Raw genomic sequence first — 13734 nt, forward strand, 5'->3', positions numbered from 1 at the left:
ATTTTAACAGGATTCATTTATCTTTGAGCCACCTAAATTTTATAGAGAATGTCTAAAATTATTGCTGGATTTTCTAAACTTACCAAAGAAGAAAAAATAGATTGGTTATCTAAAGCATATTTTAATGACCAACCTGAAATTATACAAACACTAAAACAATATTGGAATGTAGATGATAAATTACAACAACTACATGACGATTTTATAGAAAATACGATTTCTAATTTTTACATGCCATATGGTATTGCTCCTAATTTTATTATAAACGGATGCGATTATGTAATACCAATGGTTGTTGAAGAAAGCTCTGTTGTAGCAGCTGCATCTTTAGTAGCAAAATACTGGAGTACTCGTGGTGGTTTTAAAACCAAAGTTATTGCTACCACCAAAATTGGTCAGGTACATTTTATGTACGAAGGTGATAAAAAGGAATTAGAAAACTATTTTGATAAACAAAAATCTAAATTATACGACGCAACAGCTTCCATTACTAAAAACATGGAAAAACGCGGTGGTGGTATTTTAGATATTCAACTAGTTGATAAAACAGACAAACTTGCCAATTATTACCAACTACATGTTACTTTCGAAACGAAGGATAGTATGGGCGCGAATTTTATTAATTCGTGTTTAGAAGCAATGGCAAATCAGTTTAGACGTGATGATATTGAAATTGTAATGAGCATCCTTTCTAACTACGTTACAGATTGTGTGGTTAAAGCAGAAGTGAGTTGTAAAATTGAAGATTTAGGAGGTAAAGACCCTCATAAATTTGCTCAAAAATTCGAGCAAGCGGTAAAAATAGCCGAAATAGAACCTTACCGAGCCGTTACTCACAATAAAGGAATTATGAATGGTATAGACGCTGTTGTTTTGGCTACAGGTAACGATTTTAGAGCTATTGAAGCTGGTGCACATGCTTACGCATCTAAAGACGGACAATACAAAAGTTTAACACATTGTGAGATTAAAGAAGGTGTTTTTAAATTTTGGATTGAAATTCCTTTAGCACTCGGAACCGTTGGTGGCTTAACAGCCTTACATCCGATGGCAAAATTATCGTTAGATATGATGCAAAAACCATCTGCAAGAGAACTAATGCAAATTATTGCTGCTGCAGGTTTAGCACAAAACTTTGCCGCATTACGTGCTTTAACAACTAAAGGAATTCAGCATGGGCACATGAAAATGCACTTGCAAAATATTTTAAATCAATTAGAAGCAACCGCAGAAGAAAGAAATGCTATAACGGCTTATTTTAATGAAAGAACCGTTTCTCATAGCGCTGTAATTGATAAATTTAAAGAGTTAAGAAAATAATATTAATTATCTCCTCGAGCGCAGTCGAGAGGTCAGATTACAAACATTAAAAGAGGTTTAGACTGCGCTCGACCTGACAATTGTATTGGAAAAATATTATTCTAACGGAAAATTATTATTAACAGGTGAATATGTTGTTCTTGACGGAGCAACCTCATTAGCTGTACCTACTAAGTTTGGACAGGATTTAATTATCGAACCGATAAAAGAATCACAACTTATTTGGGCTAGTTTTACCAATACTGGCGAATGCTGGTTTGAAGCTACTTTCGATTTACCAAAATTGCGTTTAACCTCAGCTACTTTTAATGCTGATAAAGAAGGAAATACAGAAACTATTGCTGAAACTTTATCTGATATTTTACACGAAGCTAAAAAGTTAAACCCTAATTTTTTAAATTCTGATGATGGTTTTATCGTAAAAACAAACTTAACTTTTCCTCAAAATTGGGGATTAGGAAGCTCATCTACCTTAATAAACAACATTGCTAATTGGGCAAATGCGAATCCGTTTACTTTATTATGGAATGCCTTTTCTGGTAGTGGTTATGATATTGCTTGTGCTAGTAACAATTCCCCAATTTTATATCAATTAAAAGAACAACAACAACCTATTGTTAGCGAGGTAAAATTCAACCCTAGTTTTAAAGATGATTTGTTTTTTGTGTATTTAAATCAAAAACAAAATAGTAGAGAGGGAATCGCACAGTATAAAGAACATCGAGAAGAAGCTAAAAAGCTAATTCCGGAAATAAATGAGCTAACTCAAGAGTTTTTAAAGGCTAATTCCTCTATGAATTTAGCGAACATAATAATTGAGCATGAGCAAATAATTAGCTCGATTATCAAACAGATTCCAGTTAAAAAACGCCTTTTTCCTGATTATTTTGGTGAAATAAAAAGCTTAGGTGCTTGGGGTGGCGATTTTGTTTTAGCAACAGGTAATGAAAATACCTCAACATATTTTAAAGAAAAAGGCTACACTACAATCGTTCCTTATAAAGAAATGATTTTATAAATCAAAACAGGTCTCGACTGCGCTCGACCTGACAAGTTAATTTTAAAATGTCTCCTCGAGCGCAGTCGAGAGGTTTTTCTACACAATGAAAAAAGTAATTATAATTGGTGGTGGTGCAGCAGGTTTTTTTACAGCTATAAACGCTAAAGAAAATAATCCTGAATTAGACATTACCATTCTCGAAAAAGGAAAGGAAGTTTTACAAAAAGTAAAAATTTCTGGTGGTGGTCGTTGTAACGTTACTCATGCTTGTTTTGAACCGAAAGAATTGGTGAAGTTTTATCCGAGAGGAGAAAAAGAACTTTTAGGACCTTTTCATCAGTTTATGACTGGTGATACTTTTGAATGGTTTGATGACCGAGGAATTCCTTTAAAAATTGAAAGTGATAATCGTGTGTTTCCTGAAGCAAATACCTCACAAGCCATTATAGATTGTTTTCAAAATGCTGTTGATAACCTTGGCATTAAAGTGTTAAAAAACCATGGTGTAAATTCAGTTTATCAACAAGAAAACAAATGGGTTATCAACACAAAAGAACAACAATTTGAAGCGGATTCTTTAGTTATCGCTGCTGGTAGTTCTAAGAAAGTTTGGGATTTATGTAAAACCTTAGATCATGCTATTATAGAGCCTGTACCTTCTTTGTTTACTTTTAATATAAAAGATAAACGAATTATAGATTTAGGCGGAATATCAGTACCAAATGCCGCAGTAAAATTAGTTGGAACAAATTTAGAAAACTCTGATCCTTTATTAATTACACATTGGGGATTAAGCGGATCCGCAATTTTAAAACTCTCTGCTTTTGGAGCACGAATATTAGCTGATAAAAACTATCAATACAATGTTGAAGTAAATTGGTTAGGACAAGATTTTGATAGTGTTTTAGATGAATTATCTGATCTTAAAAACGCACAAGCTAGAAAACAGGTAAATTTAAAATCACCTTTTACAGACATCCCTCGTCGTTTATGGGAACGTTTTGTTGCCGCTGCAGAAATTAAAACCACTCAGAATTGGGGTGATTTAAGTAATAAACAGTTACATAATTTAGCTACTCAATTAACAAAAGGCTTATTTAACGCAAACGGTCGTACAACTTTTAAAGATGAATTTGTAACAGCTGGCGGTGTAGATTTAAAAGGAATAAACTTTAAACGTTTTGAAAGTAGGCTACATAAAAACCTCTTTTTTGTAGGTGAAGTTTTAAATATTGATGCAGTTACTGGCGGATTTAATTTTCAAAACGCGTGGACAGGCGGATTTATTTGTGCGAAAAGCATTGCCGAATAAAATTATTTTACACATAAAAAAGACCATTTACTATCTTTAGCAAATGGTCTTTTTTAATAATATCGTTTAATTTTATATTAAACTGTAGCTGACGCTTTCATTGATTTTCTATAGGTAAAAGAATTAAAAATGTTTCTTTTCCCGAAATTATTTATCGACTTGGCATTTAAAAACTTCAAGAACATTTTTTTAGTAACTCCAAAATACTCGTAGGTATTTCCGTCAGTAAAAGTAACCTCTAACAACATGCTTTTATGGTGATAATCAGCCACTTTAAACTCAGTAATAGTTGTATGATATGCTGCTGCATGTGCCTCTTTAGTTTCAGGAGCAATACTTACTAAAAAATGATAACCATCAATAATTTTAGTACTTACATCTTCTGCCTCTAATCTCTTTTCTTCTTCCTGAAATTTATCTGGGTGCCATTCTTTTACCAATCCTCGGTACGTTTTTTTCAAGTCCTTTAAATCGATAGCTCCTTCAACACTAAAAAGCTTTTTATATTCTTTAATACGTTTCATTTGTATGAAATAATTTAGCCCGCGAAATTACTTAAAATATCTGAATATGAGACAGAAAGCTATTTAAATTTTAAAAAAACATTTAATAACTCATAACTGTACCAAAATACAATAACTGAAATGTTTTTACATCTAAAAGCAAACAGTTCATTGCCATCATAATTCCGTAATTAGATCTATCATAAAAACGATATGCAAAATAATCTAATTCATTTTCATCAAAATCATAAAAAACATCACTCGTTTTAAAATGTTCGTTCGAAAAATTAGATATTTGAGACAGTTTATGTACATTTATTTTAATAACATAATTATACAAACTATCTATTTTAATTTTTAATTTCTCTCCTTTAAAACTTAAACCGTCACTTTTTTCAAAAAGGATATTTTTATAAAAATCATCGTTTAACATTTCATATAAAACCTGTTCGGTATTTGCTTCATTTTGGAGTGTTTCAATATATTTTGATAAGTTATTTGACAACCTATTAAATTCCGCTATTTTAATTTTAGTTTTTTGAAACATTAATGGTTTTTTCGACGCTTGTTTTTCAAAAAAAGAAGTACGCCCTGCTATCAACTCGTTATTTATCCGAATAGCCTCAGTAATTGATTTATGCGCAGTGTAAGTAGAAAATTTATGCTGTGCAATTGCAGTAAAGCATATTAAAAACACTGTAAAAAAAGAAACCTATCTTTCATTAAAATAATTTTAGTGAAAGATAGGTTATTTTCATGAATCTTATTTACAAAGATTATTCCTCTTCGTAACAATTAAAAACAATGGTGTAACCGTATTCTATTGCTTCATTGTAAAACTCTTTTTGATCTTCATCAACATCATCTGCAGAATCTAACGTAAAATATTCTTCTTCAATTTCAGATACTTTCCAACCTTCATCTTTTATATAATGTTTGGCAAGTTTAAGCGCTCCTTCGATATCTTTATAATCAATATACAAACTTACATAAGCTCCTACAACTTCATCATAATGTTCTGATGATTTTTTTGGTTTTGCTAAGGCATTTATTAAAAACATAATTCTATTTTTTTTAAGTTTAATTAAGCTAATTCTCCTCTGTGAGGTTTTAAAGCATCTCTAAAAATTTTCATAATACTTTCATCAACTATTATAAAGGCAATGGCATGCATTGGATTAAGCGCTGTATGATTTACCTCATCATAAGCCAAACCATCTATTTGGGCAAACTCTTTTAAATGAATGCAATGATGCTTTGCCGTTGCTAATCCATCAGAGCCTTTAAAATCCCATATTAATTTTATTTTTCTATTCATTATGATCATTTGTAAATTGCAAAATTAGCGTATAATTTGCACTTCAACCCTTCTATTATATTTATCTTCCTTTCCTAAAGGTTTTCTATACGCCATCCCTTTATAATAAAGTCTACTTTTACGAATACCTTTATCTATTAAATAGTTAAAAACTTTCTTTGCTCTGGCTTCTGAAAGATTTCTTTTCCCTGTTAATGAATTATAAGCATCTTCTTTAGGATTATCTGTTTTAGGGCAACAAATATGACCTGTTATTTTTATTTTTATTTTAGACTTTTCTATTAAAAACAAATATAGTTCGGCTAATGATTTAGTGCTGCTTTTTTCAAAAGAATCTGTACCAGGTAAAAATAATACGTTTTTTAAAACCAACTCATCTCCTAACCTTAATTTCGTAAAGTTATTTATTCTTTTTTCATCAATCCCCTGAATTACTTCAATTAAAACTTTTCTGTTATTATAAGTAACTCCTTTCAACTCACCTCCTGCTTTACTTTTTAAAATTCGATAACCCTTAAATAGTTTTTTAACAGCATTAACTCTTTTTTTTGAAAGAATTAAATTATAGTTATTACTACCTAATTCATCTGTATATCCAACTAAATTTAGCACTACTTTTTTTGAACTGTATTTATCTTTTATGCTATCTATTCTTTTTATTTGCACTGAATCAATATCAGATTCATTAGAGTCAAAAAATATTTTATAAGTGTTGTTTTTTTGAGAATAAACTGTTGCATTTATAAATACAATTAACAGCAAGATTATTTTTATTTTCATAAGATTATTTCTCTTTAGCAATTTTCATAACAAAAATACCTATTTCAAATGAATGAAATAGGTGTTTTAAAAAACAACGAGTTAAATTTTAATTACTCTTCTTTTGCTTGACCTTAAAATCGTAATTTATTTTCCTTTTTAAGTATTGTTTTAGAGGAACTAAACCTATTATAGCTCTTCGCTCATCTACATATTCAGGCTCGTTAATAGGAAAAGGAACTAAGTTTCTATTTTCATCATATGTAAATTGCATTCCGTAGAGTTGTAATTTATCTGTGTTTACTAAAATTCTATCTTGAATTTTTGCATACTCAAAACAACTTCCCTCTCCTTTTAAACAAGCTCCTTTAATCTTAGATAAATACTTAATTCTTATCTCTTCTTTTTCATGATGATTAATTACCAATAACGGACCATCGGCAGCAAGCTTACCAACTGTACTATAAGTTGGCCAACCATTTTTAGAAATTAATTTTTCCATTTTAACAAAATTATCCTCAATAATTTCTTTTTTCATCTGAGCTATAGGGTAATACCAATGCGGAGCTTTAGAGTTTTTCATAAAATAACGCTTCGCCATATCTAATTGATAATCTAAAGATTGATCTTTCATAATCAACCTCAACAATTGCTTTGTATATATTGGTTTTTGCAAATTCATTTTCTCTTTTTGATATTTTGCCAATTGCTGCTCTTCAATAGTTCTCCATCTTACATCATCAGTTAATGATAATAAATCATTATCAGCCAAAGCCCATAAAGAATTGTTACTTTTTAACGCTTTATTTAAATAATGAAAAGCACTATCTTTTTTATACATTAAAGCATACGCACAAGCTAAATTATATGCATTATTATAATCATCAGGACTCTCTTTTAAATCTAACTTATATGCTACAACTGCTTTCTCTAAATCTCCTTCTTTTCTATAATCATCGCCTTTATTCTGAGAGAATATTGACAATGAGAGTGCGGTAATAACTACAAATAAAAGTTTTTTCATAAATTATTTTTTAGATAATATTGGTGTTGATAATAATTTAATAATCATGGCTATTACAACTCCCAATGTAGGTGTAATTAACATATTTGCTAAACCTCCAAAAAGCAAGTTATTAGCAATTCCTCCTGCTTTAGACACGAAGTAAAAACTATGTAAAAGACCTAATAAAAGTGAAAAAAAACTAATTAACAAACTCCAAGTAACCAATTTTTTGATTTTTAAATTATAGAAGTCTTGATTTTCTTTTTCTTTCATTTTTTTAAAGAAAAAAACAAAAGAGGCTATTAAAAAAATATATAAAACAATCACAAACTTTAAATCTCCGTTTGCTAAAAAATCTAATAAAGGCATTCTCATAAGTATAAATATTTAAGTTATTAATTATTCTTTAGATAAAAGGTGGTTTTTTCCACCGAATTTAACAGATACATTTTCTCCGCCTGAATCGAAAGAAAATACAATTCCCATGGCATCATATTTAAAAACATTTTCTTTAACAGCAATCAATTTAAAAATTGGTTGCCCAGTAGCTTGAGCAAATAAAATATTGCCTTTTTTTGTAAAAGTTACTTTTGCTGGAAATGTTTTTCCGCTGTAAACCCCTAAATACTTATCTAAACTCGATGATGTAAGGTTTATTAAAGATTTACTTTGAAGATTTTTATCATTTTTAAAATAAGTTTCTAAAAGCTGTATTATAGTTCCCGTAGAAGAAACTCTAGATGCATTAAACGTAAAAGCCATTGCTAATTTCTTTGTAGGAATGTAAACCGCCATAGAACGAAATCCATCTATTCCTCCATCGTGCCCGTAAACAAGTAATCCTTTATAATTAATTACAGAAATTCCCATTCCCATTTCATCTTTAGGAGAGGTCATTTTTTGAAGAGATGCTTTTGAAAGTAATTTACCTGTAAATAAATTATTATAGAAAACTGTCAGTTCTTTTGATGTTGATACAATTGCTCCTGCTCCCATTGGCCTTTCAAATTCGTTTCTATAGTTATAGGTATCCATTTTGAATCTGTCCAATAATAAGAAGTTGCTTCATTTTTATTAAGGTTTATTTCTTTTCCAAAATGAGTATTAACAAGACCTAAAGGCTGCAATATTCTTTTCTGCAATATTTCAGCGAAAGCTTTTTTATCTATATTCTCTGCTATATAAGACAATAAAATATAGTTTGTATTTGAATATTCTTTCTTTGCATTTGGATCAAAAACAACTCCATTCTGAATCATTTTTTCTAACATTTCACTCCTACTTCTAGCTTTATTTATCCAAAGATGAAATCCCTCTTCTTTTGTAATATTATACAAACCACTTCTGTGATATAAAAGATGTTCAATTGTTATTTTATTTGCATTTGGAATTTCAGGAAAATACTCTTTTAACAACGTGTTTAATTTAATTTTACCTTCATCGACTAATTGTAAAATAACAGTTGCTGTAAATGTTTTTGTTATAGAACCAATTCTATACTTTGTATATTCATTTGCTTTCTTGTTCAAAGTAAGGCTAGAAAACCCAATAGAATTCTGATATGTTGTAATTCCTTTCTCGGCAATAGAAACCGTCCCCATTGCCTTATATTCAGACTCAAAAGAGTTTAATAAATTATCTAAATTTTCTTTCTGCGGAATTTGAGCTTCAATAAAAATTGAGCATAAGAATACTATTAAAAAAATGGTGTACTTTTTCATCTGTTTATTTTTAATAATTAATAAATGTAGTTCTTTGAGTTTTTAAAAACTTAATTACCTGGCATCAAGGCTTAAGACCCTTTAATTTATCTTTAAACTCCTTCATTCTTTTTAAATGAAATTCACTTTTACTGATTTGATAAGCTTTGGTTACATTTTCTAAAGCCTTTTTGTAATCCTTTTGTCTAATATAATAATCAGCAAGAGAATCAAAAGTATTTGCACTATCTGGATAATACTCTGTTGCAAGTTTAAAAAAGGTTAAGGACTTATCAACCTGTTTCATATCTAAAAACATATATCCAGACATTATCAACAACTCTTCATCAAATGGCGGTGTAAAATATCCGAAGTGTTTTAAATATCTTTCTTCTTGATTTTTAATAATTTTTAGCAAGTCTTCAGTTGAAGTTTCAGGGTTATTAAACTTATGAGTATCTTTTATTTCATACCATTTAAAAAATGAAATCAACCCCTCTTTTATTGAAGGAAACGATATTGTACCATGAAAATCATTTTCATAAAATTTTCATATTGTTTTTAAACCGTTTTTTTTATGCTCTTTTGCAATTTTTGTAAACTCTAAATTAGATCTCCCAAATAACGTGTAATCACTTTTATCATTTACAATATTATCTATCGTAATGTCACTGCGCTGCATGTGCAAAGGACCTCCTAAAGAAATAAATAAAGATTTATTTTTGTAGCTGTTTTTTTTCAATAAAACAGCTGCTTCTTTTACTAATTTTTGATGATCCCAATCTAAACTAGGGTCAATTGCTAAATAGTTCGTAAATAATTCTTGATGATGAATTAACGTATTTATAGCAAAAAGTCCCCCAAAAGAATGCCCAATTAAGGTTCGATAATTTGTAACAGGATATTTTTTTTCGATATATGGAATTAGTTCTTTTTTTATAAATTTAATGAAATTACCAGCTCCTCCGTTTTCTTGAGTATAAGTACTCCCTTGCCTTGTTTTAATTTTTGAAATAGTTAAGTCTCTTGTTCTATACTGTTGATTTGAAATACCAACAAGTATCATTTCTGGAATAAAACCTCCTGAATAGTAATTCTGCACCAAAGAAACTATAGGTAAATGTGTTTCTCCGTCTAAGACATATACAACAGGGTATTTTCTGTTTTCATTAAAATTATCAGGTAACTGAACCCAAAACTTTCGTTTATCTTTTAATGCTTTCGAATAAATACTATCTGTTTTTCCTATTTGGGTTAGATATTGAGCTTGAGAAAAAGCTATAATTGGAAATAATATTAGGTATATGAAAATACCAACAATTAAAATTCTCGTTTTCATTAAATTGCTTTTAAAATTATTTTTCTACTTTTTCTTTAATGTTAAACCGATAAGACCGAGCCTAGAAATTAAGAATACGAACATTCCAAAAACAGGATTTAATAACGCTATTTTTATTCCGTCTGCCAATATACCTGGAGACACATTTCCAAAAGACTCAACACTATCAAAAGTACTTATTATGCCAACCATTTGCCCCAAAAAACCCCAAACTAAAGCAAACAAACTAATGTGTTTAACTAATGATATTAGTTTTTCGTTTTCGTTACTCTTTAAAAATGCTTTAACAAGTAATACAATACAGATAATAAGCATTAGTAAAGTTGGATACATAAATGTTGATCCGCCATCATTTAATAAATTAAAAAATAAGAAGTTCATATCTTTTGTTTTTAAGGTTATTATATCTCAAAAGTACTTTTAAAGGTCATTGCTTTAACTTAATTTCGATGATTGTAAAGAAAAAACCTTAAAACAACTACTTTAAAACTGTTTTCTGTAAAATAGTAAAATTGGTATTCTACCTACAAACATTTGAATTTCAACTCAAAAAAACGTTTTTATTTTTCTAAAAAGCAGATATTGCAGGTAAATGAAAAAAAAACAACAATTATTTAAACTAACTATTAAAATAGCCATCCATTTTCTTTTTTGGGTAGCTGTATACTTTTTTTACAATTATTTTTTAGGCTACGGAAGTCAAAATACAATATATGTAAATCGGTTTTCGCTATTTTTAATGCCTATTACAATAAGTATTAGCTACTTTTTTTTATTTTTCTTAATTCCAAAATACCTATTAGATAACAAACAAAAACTGTTTATTTTATATACTTTTTACACACTTATTGTTTCTTCCTTTTTTATTGTTTTATCAATACTATATGGTCTAGTTTTTTCCAATACTTTTAAAACTGAAGGAACATCTCCTATCACTAAGGGGTTTCTCTTTATAGTTTTAGGCGTATATTTTATTGTTTTTATTGTGATTAGTGTAGGGTTAATTATCAATAACTATAAATCAACTTTAAAAAACGAAGATCTTAAAAATAAATTTCTAAAAACTCAATTACAACTAAAAGAACAAGAATTAAAGTTCTTAAAAATGCAAATACATCCACACTTTCTGTTTAACACATTAAACACTTTGTATGGTTTTGCTTTAAAAAAATCTGATGATGCTCCGGATATGATTTTAAAATTATCTAATTTATTAGACTATATTTTATATCAAGTAGATAAACCTTTGGTATTGCTAAATGATGAAATTAAACATATTGAAGATTATATTTCATTAGAAAAATTGAGGTTTCAAGATAGTTTAAATGTGATTTTTGAAAAAAAAATTCATCAAGAAAATATAGAAATTTCGCCAATGTTATTATTACCTTTTGTTGAAAATGCTTTTAAACACGGAAGCCAAATTAACGGAATTTTAAAAGTAACCATAATATTAAAAACAACTAAAAATAATTTATCTTTTGAGATAACAAACTCAACTAAAAATAATTTAAATAACAAAAAAGGGATAGGGTTAGAAAACATAAAAAAAAGACTAGAAATGCTATATAAAACAATGTTTTATATAAATATTTCTAAAACAGAAAACACCTTTAAAATTGAATTAAAAACGCCTTTAAAAAATGTCGAATAAACTACGTTGTGTAATTGTTGACGATGAACCTATGGCTAGAGAAATAATAGCTTCTTTTGTTGAAAAAACACCAGATTTAGAATTGATAAAAATGTGTAAGAATGCTTCTGAAGTAATTAACTTTATGCAAACTGAAGAAATCGATTTATTCTTTTTAGACATTAATATGCCAGAAATTTCAGGTTTGAGTTTGGCAAAAATAATTGATAAAAAATCAAAAATAATTTTCACAACTGCCTATAGAGATTATGCTGTTGACGGATTCAATTTAAATATAGTTGACTATTTATTAAAACCAATTTCATTTGATCGTTTTTTTCAAGCAGTTCAAAAAGTATTCGATTTACAAATTACTAAAACTACCAAAAAAGTAATAAAACAAGTTTCTAATGATTTTATGTTTGTTAGAGCTGATAGAAAAATGGTAAAAATAAACTTCAACAACATCCTATACATTGAAAGCTTAGGTGACTACGTTAAAATTTTTACTTCTAACCAAACTATTATCACAAGAGAAACCATGAATAATATTGAAAGTAAATTACCTTCAATAAATTTTATTAGAATACATAGATCATTTACGGTTTCTTTAAATGAAATAACGTCATATACAAACGAATTTATTGAAATTGGTAAAAAAGCATTGCCAATAAGTAGAAGCTATAAAGAATCCGTTTTACAAAAATTAGCAAAAGTGTAGTCTAAATTTTATCTTTACACCAAATTTTAAACCTTTGAATACATCAGAATTCGCATTTCAACCTTCAAGTAAAACAATAGTTAATTTATCCGCAACTTGGCAAACACCAAGCAATATTGCATTGGTAAAATATTGGGGAAAAAGCAATCCGCAAATCCCTAAAAATGCATCTATCAGTTTTACACTTAACAATTGTCACACAATTACAACAATCGATTTTGAGAAAAAAACCAATTCTAATAAGGTTGATTTTGAGTTGTTTTTTGAAGGGAAAAAGAAAGATGATTTTAAACCAAAGATCACCAACTTTTTTGAAAGAATTAAACAATACTGTCCTTATATTTTAGAATATAAAATGGTAATTTCTTCTAAAAATTCTTTTCCTCATAGTAGCGGAATTGCTTCTTCAGCAAGTGGAATGAGCGCAATAGCAATGTGTTTATTAAATTTAGAAAAAGAATTAAACCCTGATTTAACAGATGAATTTATTAATAAAAAAGCCTCTTTTTTAGCTCGTTTAGGTTCTGGTAGCGCTAGTAGAAGTGTAGAAGGCTCGTTGGTAGTTTGGGGAGAACACCCTGAAATAAAAGGTAGTTCAGACTTATTTGGAGTGAAATTTCCTAATGAAATTCACCCTATTTTCGAAAACTATTGCGATACTATTCTTTTAGTTGACAAGGGAGAAAAGCAAGTTTCATCCACCGTAGGGCATAATTTAATGCACAATCATCCGTATGCCGAACAACGTTTTAAACAAGCAAATGAAAACTTAGCAAAGCTATCTAAGATTCTTGAAAATGGGGAAATTAAAGAATTCATCAATTTAGTTGAAAGTGAAGCGTTAACACTACATGCAATGATGCTTACAAGCAATCCGTATTTTATTTTAATGAAACCAAATACGCTAGAAGTTATTAATAAAATTTGGGAATACAGAGCGCAAAATAACAGTAATATTTGTTTTACTCTTGATGCTGGAGCAAACGTACATGTACTTTACCCAAACGCTGAAAAGACTGAAATTGAGCTATTTATTAAGAACACGTTAGCAACTTACTGCCAAAAAAATCAGTATATTTGTGATAGTGTGGGTTTTGGAGCAAAATTCTTACAGCCTTAAATT

At 28.9% G+C, this 13734-nt stretch carries 18 protein-coding genes; 6 read left to right on the plus strand and 12 right to left on the minus strand.

Going from position 1 to position 13734, the window contains the following annotated elements:
- Positions 1 to 48: 48 nt before the first annotated feature.
- From PG912_RS11250 to PG912_RS11260, 3 genes are all read left to right on the plus strand, one after another.
- Positions 49 to 1320, plus strand: a complete 1272-nt coding sequence (locus tag PG912_RS11250; RefSeq protein WP_260584927.1) for a hydroxymethylglutaryl-CoA reductase, degradative — start codon at positions 49 to 51, stop codon at positions 1318 to 1320.
- A gap of 85 nt (positions 1321 to 1405) precedes the next feature.
- The gene (locus PG912_RS11255) at positions 1406 to 2338 is read left to right on the plus strand and encodes a GYDIA family GHMP kinase (RefSeq protein WP_275687602.1); all 933 of its coding nucleotides are present in this window, start codon (positions 1406 to 1408) and stop codon (positions 2336 to 2338) included.
- Positions 2339 to 2423: 85 nt separating this feature from the next.
- Complete coding sequence (locus PG912_RS11260) at positions 2424 to 3632, plus strand: BaiN/RdsA family NAD(P)/FAD-dependent oxidoreductase (RefSeq protein ID WP_275687603.1); 1209 nt, start codon at positions 2424 to 2426, stop codon at positions 3630 to 3632.
- 77 nt (positions 3633 to 3709) lie between these two features.
- Here the strand turns inward: PG912_RS11260 and PG912_RS11265 are convergent, their stop codons facing one another.
- From PG912_RS11265 to PG912_RS11320, 12 genes are all read right to left on the minus strand, one after another.
- Positions 3710 to 4156 carry a KTSC domain-containing protein gene (locus PG912_RS11265; RefSeq protein ID WP_260584924.1) on the minus strand — a complete coding sequence of 149 codons (447 nt, stop codon included), beginning with the start codon at positions 4154 to 4156 and terminating at the stop codon, positions 3710 to 3712.
- A gap of 82 nt (positions 4157 to 4238) precedes the next feature.
- Positions 4239 to 4832, minus strand: a complete 594-nt coding sequence (locus PG912_RS11270; RefSeq protein ID WP_275687604.1) for a hypothetical protein — start codon at positions 4830 to 4832, stop codon at positions 4239 to 4241.
- Positions 4833 to 4911: 79 nt separating this feature from the next.
- Positions 4912 to 5196, minus strand: a complete 285-nt coding sequence (locus tag PG912_RS11275; RefSeq protein WP_260584922.1) for a hypothetical protein — start codon at positions 5194 to 5196, stop codon at positions 4912 to 4914.
- A 23-nt stretch (positions 5197 to 5219) separates the two neighbouring features.
- Positions 5220 to 5453 carry a hypothetical protein gene (locus PG912_RS11280; protein ID WP_275687605.1) on the minus strand — a complete coding sequence of 78 codons (234 nt, stop codon included), beginning with the start codon at positions 5451 to 5453 and terminating at the stop codon, positions 5220 to 5222.
- A 24-nt stretch (positions 5454 to 5477) separates the two neighbouring features.
- Positions 5478 to 6233, minus strand: coding sequence for an OmpA family protein (locus PG912_RS11285; protein WP_275687606.1), 756 nt, complete (start codon positions 6231 to 6233; stop codon positions 5478 to 5480).
- An 88-nt stretch (positions 6234 to 6321) separates the two neighbouring features.
- On the minus strand, positions 6322 to 7236 hold the full coding sequence (locus PG912_RS11290) for a DUF6624 domain-containing protein (protein ID WP_275687607.1): 915 nt from the start codon (positions 7234 to 7236) through the stop codon (positions 6322 to 6324).
- A gap of 3 nt (positions 7237 to 7239) precedes the next feature.
- Positions 7240 to 7593, minus strand: coding sequence for a hypothetical protein (locus PG912_RS11295; protein WP_275687608.1), 354 nt, complete (start codon positions 7591 to 7593; stop codon positions 7240 to 7242).
- Positions 7594 to 7617: 24 nt separating this feature from the next.
- The gene (locus PG912_RS11300) at positions 7618 to 8253 is read right to left on the minus strand and encodes a serine hydrolase domain-containing protein (protein WP_275687609.1); all 636 of its coding nucleotides are present in this window, start codon (positions 8251 to 8253) and stop codon (positions 7618 to 7620) included.
- Complete coding sequence (locus PG912_RS11305; protein ID WP_275687610.1) at positions 8175 to 8939, minus strand: serine hydrolase domain-containing protein; 765 nt, start codon at positions 8937 to 8939, stop codon at positions 8175 to 8177. Before PG912_RS11305 ends, PG912_RS11300 begins: the two co-directional genes overlap by 79 nt.
- Before the next feature lie 64 nt (positions 8940 to 9003).
- Positions 9004 to 9411 carry a tetratricopeptide repeat protein gene (locus PG912_RS11310; RefSeq protein WP_275687611.1) on the minus strand — a complete coding sequence of 136 codons (408 nt, stop codon included), beginning with the start codon at positions 9409 to 9411 and terminating at the stop codon, positions 9004 to 9006.
- A 57-nt stretch (positions 9412 to 9468) separates the two neighbouring features.
- Positions 9469 to 10257, minus strand: coding sequence for an alpha/beta hydrolase (locus tag PG912_RS11315; RefSeq protein WP_275687612.1), 789 nt, complete (start codon positions 10255 to 10257; stop codon positions 9469 to 9471).
- Between the two features lie 24 nt (positions 10258 to 10281).
- Entirely contained in the window at positions 10282 to 10638 is a 357-nt protein-coding gene (locus PG912_RS11320; RefSeq protein WP_275687613.1) for a MotA/TolQ/ExbB proton channel family protein, read from the minus strand.
- Between the two features lie 211 nt (positions 10639 to 10849).
- Between PG912_RS11320 and PG912_RS11325 the strand changes: the two genes are divergently transcribed.
- Genes PG912_RS11325 through PG912_RS11335 form a run of 3 tightly spaced genes read left to right on the plus strand, consistent with a single transcriptional unit; the run spans position 10850 to position 13731 of the window.
- A complete protein-coding gene (locus PG912_RS11325; RefSeq protein WP_275687614.1) occupies positions 10850 to 11911 on the plus strand; it encodes a sensor histidine kinase in 1062 nt (353 codons plus the stop codon).
- Positions 11901 to 12611: a LytR/AlgR family response regulator transcription factor gene (locus PG912_RS11330; RefSeq protein WP_275687615.1), complete on the plus strand. Its 711-nt coding sequence runs from the start codon at positions 11901 to 11903 to the stop codon at positions 12609 to 12611. The genes PG912_RS11325 and PG912_RS11330 overlap by 11 nt, the downstream gene beginning before the upstream one ends.
- A gap of 34 nt (positions 12612 to 12645) precedes the next feature.
- Positions 12646 to 13731, plus strand: a complete 1086-nt coding sequence (locus tag PG912_RS11335) for a diphosphomevalonate/mevalonate 3,5-bisphosphate decarboxylase family protein (RefSeq protein WP_275687616.1) — start codon at positions 12646 to 12648, stop codon at positions 13729 to 13731.
- Positions 13732 to 13734 lie beyond the last annotated feature (3 nt).

Source organism: Tenacibaculum retecalamus (genome assembly GCF_027941755.1).
Taxonomy (GTDB): Bacteria; Bacteroidota; Bacteroidia; order Flavobacteriales; family Flavobacteriaceae; genus Polaribacter; species Polaribacter haliotis_B.

Bases quoted from the DNA above. Each gene is read 5' to 3' on its own strand.
- PG912_RS11250 (WP_260584927.1), top strand. From the start codon at position 49: ATGTCTAAAATTATTGCTGGATTTTCTAAACTTACCAAAGAAGAAAAA.
- PG912_RS11300 (WP_275687609.1), bottom strand. From the start codon at position 8,253: ATGGATACCTATAACTATAGAAACGAATTTGAAAGGCCAATGGGAGCA.
- PG912_RS11330 (WP_275687615.1), top strand. From the start codon at position 11,901: ATGTCGAATAAACTACGTTGTGTAATTGTTGACGATGAACCTATGGCT.
- PG912_RS11325 (WP_275687614.1), top strand. From the start codon at position 10,850: ATGAAAAAAAAACAACAATTATTTAAACTAACTATTAAAATAGCCATC.
- PG912_RS11260 (WP_275687603.1), top strand. From the start codon at position 2,424: ATGAAAAAAGTAATTATAATTGGTGGTGGTGCAGCAGGTTTTTTTACA.
- PG912_RS11305 (WP_275687610.1), bottom strand. From the start codon at position 8,939: ATGAAAAAGTACACCATTTTTTTAATAGTATTCTTATGCTCAATTTTT.
- PG912_RS11315 (WP_275687612.1), bottom strand. From the start codon at position 10,257: ATGAAAACGAGAATTTTAATTGTTGGTATTTTCATATACCTAATATTA.
- PG912_RS11320 (WP_275687613.1), bottom strand. From the start codon at position 10,638: ATGAACTTCTTATTTTTTAATTTATTAAATGATGGCGGATCAACATTT.
- PG912_RS11265 (WP_260584924.1), bottom strand. From the start codon at position 4,156: ATGAAACGTATTAAAGAATATAAAAAGCTTTTTAGTGTTGAAGGAGCT.
- PG912_RS11280 (WP_275687605.1), bottom strand. From the start codon at position 5,453: ATGAATAGAAAAATAAAATTAATATGGGATTTTAAAGGCTCTGATGGA.
- PG912_RS11275 (WP_260584922.1), bottom strand. From the start codon at position 5,196: ATGTTTTTAATAAATGCCTTAGCAAAACCAAAAAAATCATCAGAACAT.
- PG912_RS11295 (WP_275687608.1), bottom strand. From the start codon at position 7,593: ATGAGAATGCCTTTATTAGATTTTTTAGCAAACGGAGATTTAAAGTTT.
- PG912_RS11290 (WP_275687607.1), bottom strand. From the start codon at position 7,236: ATGAAAAAACTTTTATTTGTAGTTATTACCGCACTCTCATTGTCAATA.
- PG912_RS11285 (WP_275687606.1), bottom strand. From the start codon at position 6,233: ATGAAAATAAAAATAATCTTGCTGTTAATTGTATTTATAAATGCAACA.